Genomic DNA, 17,616 nt, shown 5'->3' on the forward strand with positions numbered 1-17,616 from the left:
TGAAAGCCAAAGCACCCGGCACCGGCGCACGGACGCCCCGATGCGCCGATGCGCCGATGCGCCGATGCGCCGAAACATCTGAACCACTCCAATCGACCCGAACGGATGCACCATGCGACGACGTCTCGTCCCCGCCGCCCTGCTCCTCCCCCTGGCCCTGCTCGTCTCCGCCTGCGGCGGCAACTCGTCGGCCAGCACCTCGATCGGTGGTGACGGGACCGACGGCAAGGGTTCTCTCACGCTGAACGTCGGTGACCAGAAAGGCGGTTCGGAGGCGATCCTGCGGGCCGCCGGAGAACTCGACAACCTCGACTACAAGATCAAGTGGTCGACGTTCACCTCGGGCCCGCCACTGCTGGAGGCCGTCAACGCCAAGGCCGTCGACATCGGCGGCGTCGGCAACACCCCACCAGTCTTCGCGGCGGGCGCGGGCTCCAGGATCACGGCGGTGGCCGCCTTCAAAGGCACCTCCAAGGGCGACGCGATCCTCGTACCGAACGACTCGAGGCTGACGAAACCCGAGCAGCTCAAGGGCGCATCGATCGCCGTGGCCCAGGGCTCCTCCGCCAACTACCAACTGGTCGCCTCCCTCAAGGCGGCCGGGCTGAGCCTCGACGACGTCGACGTCAAGTATCTGCAACCGGCCGACGCGCTGGCCGCGTTCACCGCGGGCAAGGTCGACGCGTGGGCGGTGTGGGACCCGTACACCTCGCAGGTGCTGCTGTCGAAGCAGGGCCGCGTCCTGACGACCGGCGACGGGGTCACCAACGGCCTGACCTTCCAGGTCGCGGCGCCCTCGGCGCTCAAGGACAAGGAGAAGGCCGCCGCCATCAAGGACTATCTGGAACGGCTGCGGCGTGCCACGGCCTGGGTCCACGACCACCAGGAGGAGTGGGCCAAGGTCTGGTCGAAGGACACCGGACTGCCCTACGACGTGGCGCTGGCCTCGGTGAAGCGCACCAACGCCAGCCGGATCTCGGTCGCCGTCGACAAGCCGCTCATCGCCTCCGAGCAGCAGATCGCCGACGCTTTCACCGAGCTGAAGCTCATCCCGAACAAGGTGGACTTCGGCGACTTCGTGGACACCCGTTTCAACGGCGACCTCCCGCCGTCGACGACATCCGTGAAGTGACGCGGGAAGATCCAGGCCCTCCCCCCTGTTAGTAGAACCGTGAACAACACACGTGAGGTCGAGGTGGTCGTCATAGGCGCCGGTCAGGCTGGTCTGGCCGGCGCTTTTCACCTGCGGCGTTCCGGTTTCGGGCCGGAGCGCGACTTCGTGGTGCTGGACCGCTCCCCCGGTCCGGGCGGCGCCTGGCAGTTCCGCTGGCCGTCGCTCACCTACGGCAAGGTGCACGGGATGCACGCCCTGCCCGGCATGGAGCTGACAGGCGCCGACCCGGCCCGCCCGTCTTCCGAGGTCATCACGGAGTACTTCACCGCCTACGAACACACCTTCGACCTGCGGGTGCGGCGACCGGTCGCCGTCCGGGCCGTCAGGGAGGGGGAGGGCGGGCGCCTCCTCGTCGAGACGGCGGACGACGGTACATGGTCCACTCGGGCGCTGATCAACGCGACGGGCACCTGGGGCCGGCCGTTCTGGCCGCGCTACCCGGGCCAGGAGACCTTCCGGGGGCGGCAGTTGCACACCGCGCGGTACCCGGGGCCGGAGGCGTTCGCGGGGCTGCGGGTGATCGTGGTGGGCGGGGGCGCGTCGGGGACACAGCATCTGCTGGAGATCGCCCCGTACGCCGCCGAGACGACCTGGGTGACCAGGCGTCCGCCGGTGTTTCGCGAGGGGCCCTTCGACGAGGGTGCCGGGCGGGCGGCCGTCGCCCTCGTGGAGGAACGGGTACGGCAGGGGCTGCCGCCGAAGAGTGTGGTGTCGGTGACGGGGCTGCCGCTCAACGACGCGATCCGGCGGGGCATCGCCGACGGCGTACTGGACCGGCTGCCGATGTTCGACCGGATCACACCCGACGGGGTGGAGTGGGACGACGGGCGGCGGGTGGACGCCGATGTCATTCTCTGGGCGACCGGGTTCCGGGCGGCCATCGAGCATCTCGCCCCGCTGCGGCTGCGCGAGGCGGGCGGCGGCATCCGCATCGAGGGCACCCGCGCGGTCGCCGACCCCCGAGTCCATCTGGTCGGCTACGGCCCGTCCGCGAGTACGATCGGCGCCAACCGCGCCGGCCGCGCGGCGGTACGGGACATCCGGCGCCTGCTGGCGGAGCAGCGGCCGACCGTCGCCGCGTGAATCCCGTACTCCGGGCGCTCCCTCCGTCCCGGGCCAGTGCGCCGACCGGGGCTTGCGGCCAGACCAGTGGGCCACCGAGGGTTCCGGCCAGACCAGTAGGCCGATCGTGCCTGCCCCGCCCGAACCCATGGGCCGGGGTCTCGGTTCTCAGCCGGTGACCTGTGCGGGGGAGGCCGGAGTCGCGGGCGTCGCCGGAGACGTGGGCGCCGCGGGAGAAGCGGGCGTCGATGAAGCCCGCGTCGTGGGAGAAGCCGATCTCGCGGGTGAGTCCGGCGTCGTGCGAGACGACGACGTCGCGCGAGAAGCCGGCGTCGGGGACGCCTGACTCGTGGGAGAAACCGATGCCGCTGGAGACGCCGACGCCGTTGGTGACCCCGGAGACCTGGTCTTCGACGCCGTCGACGACGGCCGGCCCTTCCTGCTCTGGTTGAACTCGGCGACGTTGCGCAGGTGTTCCTCGTAGTCCGCCGTGAAGCGGGTGTCACCGGGCTTGACCGTGACGAAGTACAGCCAGCCGCCCGGGGCCGGATTGACCGCGGCGCGCATCGCCTCCTCACCCGGGTTGGAGATCGGGGTGGGCGGCAGCCCCATGCGCTGGTACGAGTTGTAGGGGCTCTTGATCTTCGTGTCGGCGACGCTGGTGTCCAGCGTGGAGCGGTTCAGGGCGTAGTTGAGCGTGGAGTCCATCTGCAGCGGCATACCGCGCTCCAGCCGGTTGAGGACGACCCGGGCCACCCGGCCCATGTCCTCCTTGGTGGCTGCCTCGGCCTGGACGATGCTCGCGATGGTGACGGCCTGATAGACGTTCATCGCGTTGCGCTGGGCCCCGGCGGTGACCTGGCCGATGCCGAACCTCCTGTTCGCGGTCTCCACCATGGCCGTCAGCAGATCCTCGGGGGTGGCCTTCTCGCCCAGCGGGTACGTCGCCGGGAAGAGATAGCCCTCGGGGTTGCCCTCGGCGTCCGCCGGGAGGGTCAACCGGGCCTTGGCCAGGGACTTTTCGGTGCCCCCCTCGGGCAGATCGAGGGCCTTGTCGACGGCCTCGTAGACCTGGGTGGCACGCCAGCCCTCCGGGATCACCAGGGTGGCGGGACGCTCGGACCGGCCGTCACCGCTCTGCAGGCTCAGCAGCGGCACCGCCACGGCGGTGGCCGCCACGACGGCTCCGGTCGCGATGAGGGCGGCCCGTCCCCGACGCGTCAGTCGAATCGTGCTCCGTGGCGGAGTGTTCATCTGCATGCGGGCACGGTAACCCGCATATCACGTCAAACCCGACATATCTTCATCTAGTCGACTCCATCGGCCGCACCCTGGACCGCGCCGCCGCATTCCGGGCGAGCGCCGGCTTCGCCTCCGAGCCTCCCGCCCCCGCCCCCGCCGAGCCCCGCCTCGCTTCCGCTCCGGCGTTCCCCTTCGAAGCGGACCCCGGTTCCGATTCCGCGTCCTCCTTCGAAGTCGGTCCCGGTTCGGTCCCCGCTCCCCTCTCCGAGTTCACCCCCGGCTCCAGTTGGGCGTCCCGTCTGACCAGGGCCGCGTACTTGCCGTTGCGCTCCAGCAGTTCCTCGTGGGTGCCCCGCTCGACCGCGCGACCGGTGTCGAGGACGACGATCTGGTCGGCGTTCCGGATCGTGGAGAGGCGGTGGGCGATGGTGAGGGTGGTGCGGTTGGCGGAGAGCGCGTCGATGGCCTCCTGCACGGCGTGCTCGGTCCGGGTGTCCAGGGCGCTGGTCGCCTCGTCGAGGATGAGGACGGGCGGGTCGCGCAGGATGGTGCGGGCGATGGCGAGGCGCTGTTTCTCACCGCCGGAGAAGCGGTAGCCGCGTTCGCCGACGACCGTGTCGTAGCCGTCGGGCAGGGACGCGATGTGGTCGTGGATCTGGGCCGCGCGGGCCGCCGCGTGCAGTTCCTCGTCGGTTGCGTCGGGCTTCGCGAAGCGCAGGTTCTCGGCGACCGTGGCGTGGAAGAGGTACGTCTCCTGGGAGACCACTCCGACCGCGCGGGCCAGCGTGTCGAAGTCCAGGTCGCGTACGTCGACCCCGTCGAGGGTGACCCGGCCGCCCGTGACGTCGTAGAGCCTCGGCACCAGGGCGCCGAGGGTGGACTTGCCGGCGCCGGTGGGGCCCACCACGGCGAGGCTGGTGCCGGCGGGGACGGTGAGGTCGATGCCGTCGAGGATCGGGCCGCCCTCGCCCTTGACGCCGCCCTGCGCGCCAGTGCCTTCGCGGTCGGCTCCGCCGACTCCGCCGACCGGGACGTCCGCACCCTTGCCGCCGCCTGCGAGGTCCGCGTTCTTGCCGTCGCCTCCCCCGGTGCCCGCGCCGACGCCCTTGGCGTCGTCGGCGGCCTCGTACCGGAACTCGACGGCCTCGAAGCGGACTTCGCCCTTGACCCGGTCGAGGTGGACCGGGTTCTCACGCTCGGTGATGTCGATGGGGAGGTCGAGGTACTCGAAGATGCGCTGGAAGAGGGCGAGCGAGCTCTGGATCTGGACGCCGGTGGAGAGCAGGCTCACGGCGGGCCGGAACAGGCCCTGCTGGAGCGAGACGAAGGCGACGAGCGTGCCGACCGAGACGGACGGACCGCCGAGTTGGAGCGCTATACCGGCCGTCCAGTAGATGAAGGCGGGCATCGCGGCCATGACGATGGTGATGATCGCCATGCGCCAGCGTCCCGCCATGTTCGACCGGACCTCCAGGTCGACGAGGCCCTCGGACTCTTCGGCGAAGGACTTGGTGAGTGAGTCGGCGCGGCCCATCGTGCGGCCGAGGAGGATACCGCTCACGGAGAGCGACTCGGTGACCGTGGCGGCCATCGCGGCCATCTGCTTCTGGCGCTCGGTGGTGATCTTCTTCCGTTCGTTCCCCACGCGGCGGCTTATCCAGACGAACAGGGGCAGCAGGATCAGCGACACCACGGTGAGCCTCCAGTCGAGGGCGACCATGGCGACGAGGGTGGCAACCACTCCGGTGAGGTTGGAGACCAGGGAGGTGGCCGTGGAGGTGACGGTCGCCTGCATACCGCCGATGTCGTTGGCGATCCGGGACTGGACCTCGCCCGTGCGGGTCCGGGTGAAGAACGCGAGCGACATGCGCTGCAGCCGGCCGTAGACGGCGGTGCGCAGATCGTGCATGACGCGCTGGCCGACTGTCGTGGAGATCAGCGTCTGCAGGACGCCGAAGACGCTGGTGAGCACCGCGCTGAGGATCATGCCGAGCGCGAGGAGGCTGAGCAGTCCGGTGCGGCCCTCGGGGATCGCGGTGTCGAGGATCTCCTTCAGCAGGAAGGGGGTCGCCACCGAGACCAGCGACGCGGCGCCGACCAGCAGACCGACGAGGGCGAGCCGGCCTCGATAGGGGCGGAAGAGGGACAGGATGCGGCGGACCTGGCGCGGTGGCTGCGGCTGGTCCGCGTCGGTGCGCCCGGGGGTCCAGGCGGGTCGGTCGTCGGGATGCATGGGCTCCTTCGAGAGGTGAGACGAAGCGGTCGTACGGAGCATAGCTCATTGTTACCTATACTCACAATGCACAAGGTCCTGATATTGTTCCCGACATGACCACCCCCGACGCCGACGGCCTGCTCGCCGAGCAGTTGCTGCGGCTGACCCGCCGTGTGCACCGCATCCAGAAGCGCCATCTCCAGCAGAGCGGCGTGGAGATCACACCGGCCCAGTCCCGGCTGCTGCGTACCGTCGCGGGCTACGCGTCGCCGCCGCGCATGGCCGATCTCGCCGCCCGTCTGGAGGTCGTGCCGCGTGCGGTGACGACACTGGTCGACGGCCTGGAGGCGAGCGGCCGGGTCCGGCGGGTGCCCGACCCCACCAACCGCCGGGTGATCCGCATCGAGGTCACGGACGCGGGCCGGGAGGTGCTGAGGGAGCTGCGCCATGCGCGGCGCTCGGCGGCGGAGGAGATCCTGGCGCCGCTGTCGGACGAGCAGCGGGGGGTGTTGGGCGGCCTGCTCAACACATTGATCGACGGAGGGCCGGGAGTGGAGTCGCGCTGCTGAGCCGGTGGCCCATGAGGTTCCCGACCGGGTCATCGGCCCGGCGCGGCGCCCGCCGGGTGCGCGCAAAGGGCCCGTCGCGGAAACCCGCGACGGGCCCTCCCTGCGCCCTTCGGACGACTCGACCGGAGGACGGTCGACCGACCTCGGTCAACCGACCTCGGCGACAGGCTCCTTGCTCTTGCCCTTCACCTGCTCCTCGGTGGCCTCCCCGTCACTCTCCTCTTCCTCTTCCTCCACGAACTGCAGTTCCCCGTCGAGCATCTTCTTCGCCCGGTCGCTGTCCAGGGCGCCCTCCCACTTCGACACCGCGAAGACGGCGACGCAGTTGCCGAGGAGGTTGGTGACGACGCGCATGGAGTCCATGATCCGGTCGACGCCCAGGAGGAGGGCGACGGCACCGGCGGGGATGGCACCGAGCGAGGCGGCCGTGGCCGACAGGGCGAGGAAGGCGGAACCGGGCACACCGGCCATGCCCTTGCTGGTCAGCATCAGCACCAGGATGACGGTGATCTGCTGGCTGAGGCTGAGGTCCACGCCCACGGCCTGGGCGATGAACAGGGTGCCGATGGAGAGATAGATGGAGGCGCCATCGAGGTTGAACGAGTACCCGGTGGGCAGCACCAGCCCCACGGCGTCGTCGCGAGCGCCGGCCTGGCGCAGCTTCTGCATCATGCGAGGCATGACGCTCTCGCTGGAGGCGGTGCCCAGCGCCAGCAGCATCTCCTCGCGGGTGTAGCGGACGAACTTCCACAGGCTCAGCCCGGTCACCAGCTTCAGCGCGACGGCGAGCAGCACGAGGAAGGCGGCGGCCACGGCGTAGCAGAGGACGATGAGCTTGCCGTACGTCTTCATGACGCCGAGGCCGTACTCGCCGACCAGGTGGACCATCGCGCCGAACACGGCGAGCGGGGCCAGCCTCATCACGAAGCCGACGATCGCGAAGATGACCTCCTGGGCCTGCTCGATGGCGGGCAGGATCTTGGGCACCTTGGTGTGGCCGAGGTGGAGCAGGGCGGCGCCGGTGAGGCAGGCGAGCACCAGCACCTGGAGCAGCGAGTTCTCGGCGAACGCGCCGATCGCGCTCTGCGGCAGCGCGTTCAGGATGAACTCGCTGGTCGTCGGCAGCGAGCCACCGGCGGTCTTGGCGTCGACGGCCGAGGCGTCGAGCTTGGACGGGTCGACGTTCATGCCCGAGCCGGGGGCGAAGAGGTTGGCGCCGATCAGACCGATGAGCAGCGCGGCAGTCGAGGCGACCTCGAACCAGATCAGCGCCTTGAGCCCGATCCGGCCGAACGCCTTGAGATTTCCGGCCTTGGCGATGCCGACGACGACCACGCAGAACACGAGCGGTGAGATCACCGTCTTGATGAGGCGGATGAAACCGTCGCCGAGCGGCTGGAAGGTCGTGGCCGTGTCGGGCCACAACCTTCCGACGACGATTCCGAGCACAAGGGCAACGGCGACTTGTGCGAACAATGAGGTACGCAGCATGCGTGCGACGCGTCGCGGCAGGGACGGTACGGACTGCGGCACGGGCACTCCTCCGAAAGGTACTTTCTGGCATGCGGAAAAGTGCTTCCGCGCCGATCACTATCGGGGAGTTGTCGCTCGCAGGGAAGACCGCCGTGTTTCCGGGATGTAAATCATCGAACTGTTGTCACAGCGCACACATGGAACCTCAACAGCTCCGGCGGTCCTCCGTCACCACACCCTGTACGGAGACCAGCGAGCGGTCGTAACAGCCACCCGACCCGTACAGCTGGTAGCGCTCACTCGTCGTCCCGACGGCATGCCGCTGATCACGCGGGACGAACGCGGTGTAGGTGGCGTCGCCGGTGTAGGTGTCGTCGAGCCGGGACCATGCGACGCGCCGACCGCCGTGCGTCTCACTGGTCGAGGCCCGGTCACCGAGCGTCAGAACGGTGCGCAGCCGATCGCCGGCGCCGAGCGTGGTCGTTCCGTCCATCGTGTACGACCGCTGGGTGCGCGTGGTCCTGGCCGGTCCGCGTCCGTCGACGGTGACCGTCTCGTCGTCGCCCCAAGTGGCGTGCAGCGCATCGGGGTTCTCGCCGTCCGACCAGGTGTGCACGGAGGTGTTGGTGAGGACCCGGCGGACGGTGGTGGCCACCCGGCCGTGCGAGGTGTCGACGTATCCGGCGACCGTCAGCCGATGGCCGCCCTCCGTGTCGAGGCGGTGCTCCGTACCGGGTGTGTACGTGGAGGAGTTGGCGAGGTCGCCGGCCCGGACCTCGGTGAGCGCGCCGGTGACGTGCTCGCTCTTCTCGTCCTGCCAGACGAGGACGTTGACCGGGGTGCTCCAGCCGGTCTGCCCCGCGGGGACGCCGACGACCTTCACCTCGACGCGATGCGGGCGGCCGTCGTTGAGGAGCCCGGCGAAGGGGGTGAGGTCATAGCGGATGGGCTGGATGTCGAAGGCGCGCGGGCCGGGGATCACGTACCAGAGGAAGGGGTTGGACCAGCCGCCGGTCCACACGGTCGGGAACGGGGCGGCGATTCCGGCCGGCTGCCCGTCGACCTCGATCCGCACTTCACGGTAGGGCCCGACATCCGCCTTGCAGGAGTACGGCGCCTCCTCGGGCACCGTCATGTACCAGTACTCCTCGCAGCCGCCGCCCGACCCGGTCGCGTACACCTCGGCGACGACGCGTTCGCTGTTGCGCGGGGTGGTGAGGGTGGTGCCGTCCTGGAGCGTGAGGACGCGGTCGGGGGTGTCCTTCGCGGTCCGCGCGTCGGGCTCGCCCTTGTAGAACGTCAATGTGACCTTGACGTCGAGGATGCCGGTGTAGGTGTCGTCGACAACGTTGCCGATCAGCATCTCCACGGGCTGGGCCGTGCGCAGGGTGTCGCTGTAGCGCGTGATGTCCTTCTCGACCGACCACTCGATGCCGTCGGGCGAGGGCTGCGGTGTCGACGTGCGGAGGACCTCCACGCCGCCGATGTGCAGATGGCCGAGGCGGTCGTACTGACGCCCCTTCACCTTGCCGTCGAGCCGCAGGACGACCTTGCTCCACCTCGTGCCGCAGTCGGCCGGGGGCGCGTAAGTCCCCTTGTACGGCGTGAAGTCCTTGAACTGCGCCTCGGCGACCGTCACTTCACAGGACTTGGCGTTCTGGGGCCCGATGACAGGCGGGGCGGCGGTGATCGGGTCGTGCCAGTCGGTGCCGAACTCCGCCGGGACGTCGACGGATTGACGCGGGGCATCGGTGGACTGGCGCTCGGCGCCGGTGGATTGGGGGGTGCCGTCGGTGGAACGGGAGGCGCTGTCGGCTGATTGGGCGGGGGTGGCCCCGAGGAGGGTGCTCGCCAGGAGGGTCGCTCCGGTGAGCATGGACATGATGATCCGGGTTCTCATGGCGGAGTTCTACGGGGAGTCTGCGCCCACCGCAATGACACCTCCGGCCACTTCGACGACCGGAGGTGGACGGCGACTCAGGCCTTCAACTCCGCCTTGTCACCCATCACGATCACCGGGTGCTTCGCGGGGTCGAGGGTGCGCAACAGATACTCCATGCCCGATTTGGACAAACTGACGCAGGCCGAGGTGCCGCTGCCGTGGTCCATGTGCAACCAGATGCTGCCGCCCTTGGACTGCCCCTCGGGGCGCGTCGGGTCGATGGGCGACGTGCCCTTGACGCGGTTGTAGTCGATGGCGATGACGTAGTCGAAGTCGTGCCAGTGCGACTTGGCCCAGTAGTGCGGGGCCTGGAACGCCGCCGAACGGCTGTACGGCAGCTTCGCGCCCGGGTCGGCGAGGACACCGCCCGCGTCGCTGAGCGTGAACACCCCTACCGGGCTGCGCTTGTCGCCCTCGTGATGGTCGGTGGTCCAGCCCTTCTTGCCGTTGTGCCCCTGCCAGCCGCGGGTCTTCTTCCAGGTGGAACCGCTCTTGGTGTAGAGGACGATCGTGGAGTCGGCGTCGTCCTTTCCCTCGCCGTAGACGGCCACGACCTGGCGGGAGGCGGCGGGGATCTGCTTCTGGAGACGGTCACCGACGTCCGGGATGCGGGTCGGGTCGACGGTCTGCGCCTCGGCACGCTCGGTCCCGCCACCGGAGCCGGTCCCGGATTCAGTCGCTTTGCCGGTGCCTGTGCCTGTGCCGCTGCCGCCCGAGTCGCTCGAAGCGCCGCACGCCGCCATGGACATCACCAGCGCGCCGCAGACCAGCACGGCGGCGGCCGGAGTGCGCCGGACGCCTCTCGCACCCCGCGTGCTCCTCACATCCGCCAGGTCGCCCGTACCGCCGGTTCGCCCGCGTGTCGTACCGCCTATTCGCATCGGTCCATCCTCGCACCGCGCCCCGGACGAACACGGCCATCACCCCCGTAACCCGGCCCCACAGGGGCAGTCCAGGCCGAAACTTTGCCCGGCGCCGAAAAATCGTTTGCTTCCGACCACCCCGTGGCGCGAACCTTTCACGGGCCGACCGCTGGGCATTTACGCCCTTTTTGCGCCTCTTATCCCCTCTCCCCTCACACGAGCCGCTGGGACGTCATGCAGATTCAAGACCTTCCGTATCAAGACCCGGGTGTGCCGGACGCGCGCTCGGGGCCCCGATTCCTGTGGTGGCTCGGCCGGAATCAGATCGGCGGACAGTTCAAGTCGTTGGCGTGGGGGCTGTTGCACTTCACATCCGTGGCCGGGCTGCCGTTCTGTGTCGGCTTCGCCCTGGAGGCGGTCGTGGACCGCTCGGGTTCCGAACTGGCCGTCGCGGGCGTACTGCTGGTGCTGTGCGGTCTCGCCATCGCGCTCGGCGACACCTTCCTGCACCGGGCGGCGGTCACCAACTGGATCACCGCCGCCGCCCGCGTCCAGCAACTGCTGTCCCGCAAGACGGCCCATCTGGGCTCGGCACTGACACGTCGGGTGGCGGCCGGTGAGGTCGTGGCCGTGTCCACGGGGGACGTCGAGAAGATCGGCTGGTTCGTGGAGGCCGTCTCCCGATTCACGGCGGCGGCGATCACCGTGGTGCTGGTCTGTGTCTCGTTGGTCGTCTACCAGCCCGCCCTCGGCATCGTCGTCTCCGTCGGCGTACCCGTCCTCGCGCTCGCCGTGCTGCCGCTGCTGCCCCGCGCCACCCGTCGCGCCGACTTCCAGCGCGAGAAGGCGGGCCGCGCCACCGAGCTGGCCTCCGACACCGTCGCCGGACTGCGTGTGCTGCGCGGCATCGGCGGCGAGGACCTCTTCCTCGACCGCTACCGCAGCGCCTCGCAGGAAGTCCGCCACGCCGCCGTGCGCAGCGCCCGGATGTGGGCCCTCATCTCCGGCATCCAGGTGCTGCTGCCGGGGCTGCTGATGATCGCGGTCGTCTGGTACGGCGTCGGGCTGGCCCGGGAGGGCCGGATCACCGTCGGTGAACTCGTCACCGTGTACAGCGCGGTGATGCTGCTGGCGTATCCGCTGCGGCACTTCGAGGAGATCGCCATGGCGTACTCCTTCTCCCGTCCCTCCGCCAAACGCGCCGCCCGAGTGCTGTCCTTGGAACGGCCCACGGACACCGAGGGTTCCCGCGAGGCCGTCGTGCCCTCCGGCGATCTGTACGACCCGGCGACCGGGCTGCTCGCTCCCGCCGGGTGTCTCACGGCAGTGGTGTGCGGCGACCCCGACGCGGCAGGGCGGCTCGCGGAGCGGCTGGGGGGCCACGCCTCCGAGGACGCCTCGTCGGAGGCGGGCGCGGGGGACGCCTCGTCGGAGACGGGCGCATCGGTGCTCCTCGGCGGTGTACCGCTCGACGAACTCCCGCTCGACTCCTCCCGTACGGCCGTCCTCGTCCAGGACAAGGACCCGGTGCTGCTCTCCGGCACCCTGCGCGAACTCCTCGACGTGCCCGCGTCCGGCGGCGTCACGGCCGAGGACGCGCTGGCCGCCGCGCAGTGCGGTGATGTGCTGGAGGCGCTGGCGCAGGGTTCGCTCGGCACCGAGGACTCGATGGACGCGCGGATCACCGAGCGCGGCCGTTCCCTGTCCGGGGGCCAGCGCCAGCGGCTCGCGCTGGCCCGCTCCCTGTTCACCGACCCGGAGGTGCTGGTCCTCGACGAGCCGACGTCCGCAGTCGACTCCCACACCGAGGCCAGGATCGCCAAGGGCGTCCGCACGCTGAGGGCCGGCCGTACGACCGTCGTGTTCACGTCCTCGCCCCTGCTACTGGACCTGGCCGAGCGGGTCGTGCTGGTCCATGACGGCGAGGTCGCGGCGGTCGGCGTGCACCGCGAACTGGTCCACAAGGAGCCCCGGTACCGGGCGGTCGTCACCCGCGAGACCGACGAGGACGCCGTGGGCACCTTGGACGCCGTGCCGAGCGGTCGGCGCGGGAACGACAGGGCCGAGAGGACCGGGAGGGTCGAGAAGACCGACAGGTCCGCCACGGCGGGCAAGGCGGGCAAGGCGGGCAAGGCGGGCAAGGCGGGCAAGACCAAGCTCAGCGAAGTGCTGGACGAACTGGAAGAGATCGAGGAGACCGCATGATCGGCGTGGCGCCACCGGCGTACGACCCGGCCGCCCCGACCACGGCGAAAACCCTGCCCGTGGGCGCCCCCGCGACCGTACGCGCCTACGTGGCCGAACTGTTCCGCAGGCACCGCCGGGCGTTCGTCCTGCTCATCAGCGTCAACACGATCGCCGTCGTGGCCTCGATGGTCGGCCCCTACCTCCTGGGCGAACTCGTCGAGAAGGTCTCCGACGGCGCCCGAGAACTCCATCTGGAGCTCACCGTCGCGGCGTTCGTCGTCGCCCTGGCCCTCCAGGCCGTATTCGTACGCGAGGTGCGACTGCGCGGCGCCATGCTCGGCGAGCGGATGCTGGCCGATCTGCGCGAGGACTTCCTCGTCAGGTCGGTCGGACTGCCACCGGGTGTCCTGGAGCGGGCCGGGACGGGTGATCTGCTGTCCCGGATCACCACCGACATCGACCGCCTCGCCAACGCGATGCGCGAGGCCGTGCCGCAGTTGGCGATCGGTGTGGTGTGGGTATGTCTGCTGCTCGGCGGTCTCGCCGTGACGGCACCCCCGCTGGCGCTCGCCGTGCTGCTGGCCGTACCGATGCTGGTGGCGATCTGCCGCTGGTACTTCAAGCGGGCGCCATCCGCGTACCGCTCGGAGTCCGCCGGGCTCGCCGCCGTCGCGGCCGTGCTCGCGGAGACCGTCGACGCCGGGCGCACCATCGAGGCCCACCGCCTCGGCGCCCGCCGCATCGAACTGTCCAACCGGCGCATCCGTGAGTGGACCGCGTGGGAGCGGTACACCATGTGGCTGCGATCGGTGCTCTTCCCGGTCATCAGCCTCACCCACACCATGGTCCTCGGCTCGGTCCTGATCATCGGCGGTGTGTTCGTCCTCCAGGACTGGATCGACCTCGGCCAGCTGACCACGGGCGCCCTCATCGCGCAGCTGCTCGTCGATCCGGTGAACCTGATCCTGCGCTGGTACGACGAGTTGCAGGTCGCCGAGGTGTCGCTGGCCCGCCTCGTCGGGGTCCGGGACATCGAACCGGAGGCGGGCGATCCCACCGTGGTCCCCGACGGGCGGCGGGTCCACGCCGACCGGGTGCACTTCGGATACCGCGAGGGCGTCGACGTGCTGCGCAAGGTGTCCCTGGAGGTCGCCCCCGGCACCCGGTTGGCCCTGGTCGGACCGTCCGGCGCGGGCAAGTCGACCCTGGGCAGGCTGCTCGCCGGGATCTACGCGCCCCGGGACGGCCGGATCACCCTGGGCGGCGCCGAGCTGTCCCGGATGCCCGCCGAGGACGTCCGCTCCCATGTGGCCCTCGTCAACCAGGAGCACCACGTCTTCGTGGGCTCCCTGCGCGACAACCTCCTCCTCGCCCGTACGGGTGCCGAGGACGCCGAGCTGTGGGCGGCGCTCGGCGCGGTCGACGCCGACGGCTGGGCGCGGGCGCTGGACGACGGCCTGGACACCGAGGTCGGCTCCGGTGGGCTGGCGCTCACCCCGGCGCAGGCCCAGCAGATCGCGCTGGCCCGGCTGGTCCTCGCCGACCCGCACACCCTGGTCCTGGACGAGGCGACCTCGCTCCTCGACCCCCGCGCGGCCCGCCATCTGGAACGTTCCCTCGCCCGCGTCCTGGACGGCCGCACCGTTGTCGCCATCGCCCACCGCCTCCACACCGCCCACGACGCCGACGTGATCGCCGTCGTCGAGAACGGCCACATCACCGAACTGGGCAGTCACGACCAACTGGTCGAGGCCGACGGGGCGTATGCGGCGCTGTGGAGGTCGTGGCACGGCTGAGAAGAGTGGCAAGCGCCGGAATGCGATCGTGCGGCGATCTCCTGCCACGAGCAGGGCCGAGCCTCGCGAACGCAGCCGAGGGAACAGGGCCCAGCGAACAGGGCCGAGCGAACGGGGCCGCTCGGTTCGTAGGCCAGAGGTAACGCGGCCTTTGCTAGGGGACCGTGAGCACGATCTTGCCTTGGATATGTCCTCGGGCGGCGCGTTCGTGCGCCGCCCGGGCGTCCGCGAGCGGGAACGTGCTGTCGATCGCCACGCGAACCGTGCCCGATTCGAGCAGGCGCCCCAGTTCGGCGAGCTGCACGCCGTTCGAGCGGACCTCGGTGCCCGAGACGGTGACGCCCAGCCTCGTGGTCTCTTCGTCGTCGTAGTCACCGAAGAACACCGGGTACAAGGGCCCGCCGCGTTTGAGTGTGCGCAGGAAGCGACCGCTATCGGGGCCTCCGACGGTGTCGAGAACGAGGTCGATGTCGTGCACGAGTTCCTCGGGGCGACCGCTGGTGTAGTCGATGAACCGGTCGGCGCCCAGCTCGCGCAGGAACGGTTCATGGGCGCCCGACGCCACCGCGACGACCTGTGCGCCCTTCCATTTCGCGAGCTGTAGCGCGAAGTGCCCCACACCGCCCGCGGCGCCGTTGACGAGCACCGTCGTGTCGGTGCCCAGTGCCATCGGGCGATGTCGCGCCGCCTGGAAGGGCGAAGGGTGATCGTGTCCTAGTTCGATCAGGAACTGCCATGCAGTCAGCCCGGCCATGGGCGCCCCGGCGGCGTGGACATGGCCGATGCCGGCCGGCTTGCGTGCGAAGTCCGACGCGGGCGCGGCCACGTACTCGGCGTATGCGCTGCCGTCGAAGCTGGGGAAGCGAACGAGACCGAAGACCTCATCGCCGACGGACAGGCCCTCCACGTCCGCCTCGACGACGCCGGACAGGTCCGTCCCCGGAATCACGGGCAGGCTGAAACTCAGCCTCGTCTCCGGAAGCAGATTGCTCAGCCCATCGCGCAGGTACCAGTCGGGAGGGTTAACGCCGACCGCGTGAACCCGAACGAGCACCTCACCCGGCCCCGGCTCGGGAATCGGCACCTCGTCGTAACGCAGCACCTCGGGCCGCCGTGCTCATGTAACCGGATCGCCCTCATCGTGCGTGTCGGCATCGTCTTCTCCTGCCCCGGCGAAGGATACGCTGAACGGATCAGCGATCCGGTTATCCGGATCACCGATCCAGAAGACACGGATCGAGCGACCGCCGCATCGAGCCACCCCGAGGCACACGCCCGGCAGGAGGCTCGGTAGGAGGGACCTGCATCTCCCCTCGTGACGGCCTCCGCCGGCATCGGCCCGAATCAGGCCCTGGTCACCGGCCCTGCGGCGCGGCCGGTAATGTCCATGCCGTCCATACCGCCGAAGGCCGGCCATCGTCTGACCATCCCGGTCGCCCGGCCGGCGGCAGCCCGAGCCGGCCGCTCCGGCTCGGCCTCCCAGTGTCGCCGATCTGCTCCGGAGTCGGCGACGCGCTGCGGTGTCGGTCCTGCCGTTGCGCGGGGGTGAAGCCGAGTGGAAGGCTGGTGGTGGGCATTGAATCGGGGGACGCCCGTGAACCACCCGGTTCGCGGGGTTCGGGCCGTTGCCCAGCGGTCCGCGCGCCCGTCGCTTCTCAGCGGTGGCGCCGGGCCCGTCCCACCACTGGAGGTACCCGTGGAGAGAGCCGGCGGATGGGGAGACGACGTCTACCAGCCTGACGCATCCGAGATCCAGGACGACGCGGGACTGCTGGACGCCGAGGACACCCTGGTCGCCGATGGTGTCGCCGACCCGCTCGACCGGGGCTGGTCGCCACCGGAGCGGCCCTGGGCGGTGGAGCACAACGGGGTCACCGCCACGGAGCGCCTCCGGGGCGAGACCCTGGACCAGCGGCTCGCCGAGGAGCTTCCGGACATCGCGTACCCCGACGGCGACGGCATCGGCGATTCCCAGGACACCGACGGGGAAGTCCTCGACAACGAGGTGGGTGACCTGCGCTCCGGCCGTCTCGTCGCCCCCGACGAGGGCGCGCACGAGGACGAGGAGAGCGGGCTGATCGCCACCGACGTGGGCATCGACGGCGCCGCCGCCTCCGCCGAGGAGGCCGCGATGCACATCGTCGACGAGGAGACACCGTCGGGCTGAGCAGGCCCAGAACCGCAGGCCGAGCCGGTGGGACGAGATCCGGCCCGGCAGGGAGGGCGGGGCGTTGTGCCCGGTCCGTCGTCCGTGGCGGGCCGCCCGATGTGGCCCTCTCCTCAGATGACGTTCAGTGCCGCCGCGGCTCCCACTCCCCCCAGCACCATGAACACCGGCATCAGCACCCTCAGCTCCACCCAGCTGCCGGCCCGGAACCGCATCGCCTTCGGCGGCCCCAACGGGTACCAGCGCTTGCGTCCGATGGGTATCGGCCACAGGATCGGGCAGCCCGACACGGTCAAGGCGTCCCCGATGTCGTGGACCAGCGCGCCGAGGAGGATCGGCAGCCCGAGCCACAGGTACTCCTGGCCGGGGTCGGTGAACAGCCAGTCCGACCCGTTGCCCGGCTTGTCCAGGACCCCCGCGATGATCCACGCACTGGTCGCGGCCAGCAGCCACACCAGCACATCGCTGCTCGAACCGCGTGCCGCCCGCCACAGCAGTCCTTCGATCGCCAGCACCATGTGCACGAACAGGATGGCCAGCACCGCCCAGCGGCCACCGACGATCGCGATCACGGAGGCGCCGCCGCCCAGCATCACCGCCCACAGCCAGGTGTGGGTGAGCGTGCGGTGCCCACCGGAGCGACGCGGGTCGCCCTGCTTCTTGGTGCTCTTGTAGACGGCGTACGAGAGCTTGTCGACGATCTCGCACACCCAGCGGGAGACCGGGCCGAAGGATCGCGAGATCGTGGCCGCCTTGTGGTCCAGGTCGGGGGCGAGTGCGGCGCCCGCGCAGATCAGTGCGCCGGCGAGGAGGACCGGCCAGGGCATCGTGTGTCCGGCGGCGGCTGCCGCCGCCCCCACTCCGAGCCAGGCCGCGGCCCCGGACAGTGAGTGTGCTGGTCCCATCATGGCCGTGCCCCGCCCCAT

11 protein-coding genes and 2 pseudogenes are annotated in these 17,616 nt (G+C 70.3%); 6 read left to right on the plus strand and 7 right to left on the minus strand.

Annotated features, from left to right (window positions below; all coding sequences use genetic code 11):
* The first annotated feature begins 112 nt into the window (after window positions 1–112).
* Together ACWD4G_RS39315 and ACWD4G_RS39320 are read left to right on the plus strand one after the other, a co-directional pair.
* The gene (locus ACWD4G_RS39315) at window positions 113–1,132 is read left to right on the plus strand and encodes an ABC transporter substrate-binding protein (RefSeq protein ID WP_451302377.1); all 1,020 of its coding nucleotides are present in this window, start codon (window positions 113–115) and stop codon (window positions 1,130–1,132) included.
* 39 nt (window positions 1,133–1,171) lie between these two features.
* The gene (locus ACWD4G_RS39320) at window positions 1,172–2,257 is read left to right on the plus strand and encodes an NAD(P)-binding domain-containing protein (protein WP_451302379.1); all 1,086 of its coding nucleotides are present in this window, start codon (window positions 1,172–1,174) and stop codon (window positions 2,255–2,257) included.
* A 390-nt stretch (window positions 2,258–2,647) separates the two neighbouring features.
* Here the strand turns inward: ACWD4G_RS39320 and mltG are convergent.
* Window positions 2,648–3,496, minus strand: a pseudogene (gene mltG, locus ACWD4G_RS39325) (endolytic transglycosylase MltG); the annotation flags it as partial.
* Between the two features lie 43 nt (window positions 3,497–3,539).
* Window positions 3,540–5,711, minus strand: coding sequence for an ABC transporter ATP-binding protein (locus tag ACWD4G_RS39330; protein WP_451302381.1), 2,172 nt, complete (start codon window positions 5,709–5,711; stop codon window positions 3,540–3,542).
* A gap of 95 nt (window positions 5,712–5,806) precedes the next feature.
* Between ACWD4G_RS39330 and ACWD4G_RS39335 the strand changes: the two genes are divergently transcribed.
* A complete protein-coding gene (locus tag ACWD4G_RS39335) occupies window positions 5,807–6,262 on the plus strand; it encodes a MarR family winged helix-turn-helix transcriptional regulator (protein ID WP_451302383.1) in 456 nt (151 codons plus the stop codon).
* 147 nt (window positions 6,263–6,409) lie between these two features.
* Here ACWD4G_RS39335 and ACWD4G_RS39340 read toward each other — a convergent pair whose 3' ends face one another.
* The 3 genes from ACWD4G_RS39340 to ACWD4G_RS39350 all read right to left on the minus strand — a co-directional run bounded on the left by ACWD4G_RS39340 (window position 6,410) and on the right by ACWD4G_RS39350 (window position 10,426).
* The gene (locus ACWD4G_RS39340) at window positions 6,410–7,795 is read right to left on the minus strand and encodes a cation:dicarboxylate symporter family transporter (protein ID WP_451302385.1); all 1,386 of its coding nucleotides are present in this window, start codon (window positions 7,793–7,795) and stop codon (window positions 6,410–6,412) included.
* A 145-nt stretch (window positions 7,796–7,940) separates the two neighbouring features.
* Window positions 7,941–9,635: a peptide-N4-asparagine amidase gene (locus ACWD4G_RS39345; protein WP_451302387.1), complete on the minus strand. Its 1,695-nt coding sequence runs from the start codon at window positions 9,633–9,635 to the stop codon at window positions 7,941–7,943.
* 77 nt (window positions 9,636–9,712) lie between these two features.
* Complete coding sequence (locus ACWD4G_RS39350) at window positions 9,713–10,426, minus strand: hypothetical protein (protein ID WP_451302453.1); 714 nt, start codon at window positions 10,424–10,426, stop codon at window positions 9,713–9,715.
* A 348-nt stretch (window positions 10,427–10,774) separates the two neighbouring features.
* On the opposite strand from ACWD4G_RS39350, the gene ACWD4G_RS39355 reads away from it, so the two are divergent.
* Both ACWD4G_RS39355 and ACWD4G_RS39360 read left to right on the plus strand, forming a co-directional pair.
* Window positions 10,775–12,745, plus strand: coding sequence for an ABC transporter transmembrane domain-containing protein (locus tag ACWD4G_RS39355; RefSeq protein WP_451302389.1), 1,971 nt, complete (start codon window positions 10,775–10,777; stop codon window positions 12,743–12,745).
* Complete coding sequence (locus ACWD4G_RS39360; protein WP_451302391.1) at window positions 12,742–14,523, plus strand: ABC transporter ATP-binding protein; 1,782 nt, start codon at window positions 12,742–12,744, stop codon at window positions 14,521–14,523. Before ACWD4G_RS39355 ends, ACWD4G_RS39360 begins: the two co-directional genes overlap by 4 nt.
* 154 nt (window positions 14,524–14,677) lie before the next feature.
* Here ACWD4G_RS39360 and ACWD4G_RS39365 read toward each other — a convergent pair.
* A pseudogene (locus ACWD4G_RS39365) lies at window positions 14,678–15,678 on the minus strand (NADP-dependent oxidoreductase).
* A 541-nt stretch (window positions 15,679–16,219) separates the two neighbouring features.
* On the opposite strand from ACWD4G_RS39365, the gene ACWD4G_RS39370 reads away from it, so the two are divergent.
* The gene (locus ACWD4G_RS39370) at window positions 16,220–16,690 is read left to right on the plus strand and encodes a DUF5709 domain-containing protein (RefSeq protein WP_451302393.1); all 471 of its coding nucleotides are present in this window, start codon (window positions 16,220–16,222) and stop codon (window positions 16,688–16,690) included.
* 113 nt (window positions 16,691–16,803) lie between these two features.
* Here the strand turns inward: ACWD4G_RS39370 and ACWD4G_RS39375 are convergent, their stop codons facing one another.
* Window positions 16,804–17,598, minus strand: coding sequence for a metal-dependent hydrolase (locus ACWD4G_RS39375; protein WP_451302395.1), 795 nt, complete (start codon window positions 17,596–17,598; stop codon window positions 16,804–16,806).
* Window positions 17,599–17,616 lie beyond the last annotated feature (18 nt).

Source organism: Streptomyces sp. NPDC002643 (assembly GCF_053592555.1).

Coding starts and splice junctions, on each gene's coding strand:
- ACWD4G_RS39315 (WP_451302377.1), top strand. CDS start 113: ATGCGACGACGTCTCGTCCCCGCCGCCCTGCTCCTCCCCCTGGCCCTG.
- ACWD4G_RS39330 (WP_451302381.1), bottom strand. CDS start 5,711: ATGCATCCCGACGACCGACCCGCCTGGACCCCCGGGCGCACCGACGCG.
- ACWD4G_RS39335 (WP_451302383.1), top strand. CDS start 5,807: ATGACCACCCCCGACGCCGACGGCCTGCTCGCCGAGCAGTTGCTGCGG.
- ACWD4G_RS39345 (WP_451302387.1), bottom strand. CDS start 9,635: ATGAGAACCCGGATCATCATGTCCATGCTCACCGGAGCGACCCTCCTG.
- ACWD4G_RS39350 (WP_451302453.1), bottom strand. CDS start 10,426: ATGTCCATGGCGGCGTGCGGCGCTTCGAGCGACTCGGGCGGCAGCGGC.
- ACWD4G_RS39355 (WP_451302389.1), top strand. CDS start 10,775: ATGCAGATTCAAGACCTTCCGTATCAAGACCCGGGTGTGCCGGACGCG.
- ACWD4G_RS39360 (WP_451302391.1), top strand. CDS start 12,742: ATGATCGGCGTGGCGCCACCGGCGTACGACCCGGCCGCCCCGACCACG.
- ACWD4G_RS39375 (WP_451302395.1), bottom strand. CDS start 17,598: ATGATGGGACCAGCACACTCACTGTCCGGGGCCGCGGCCTGGCTCGGA.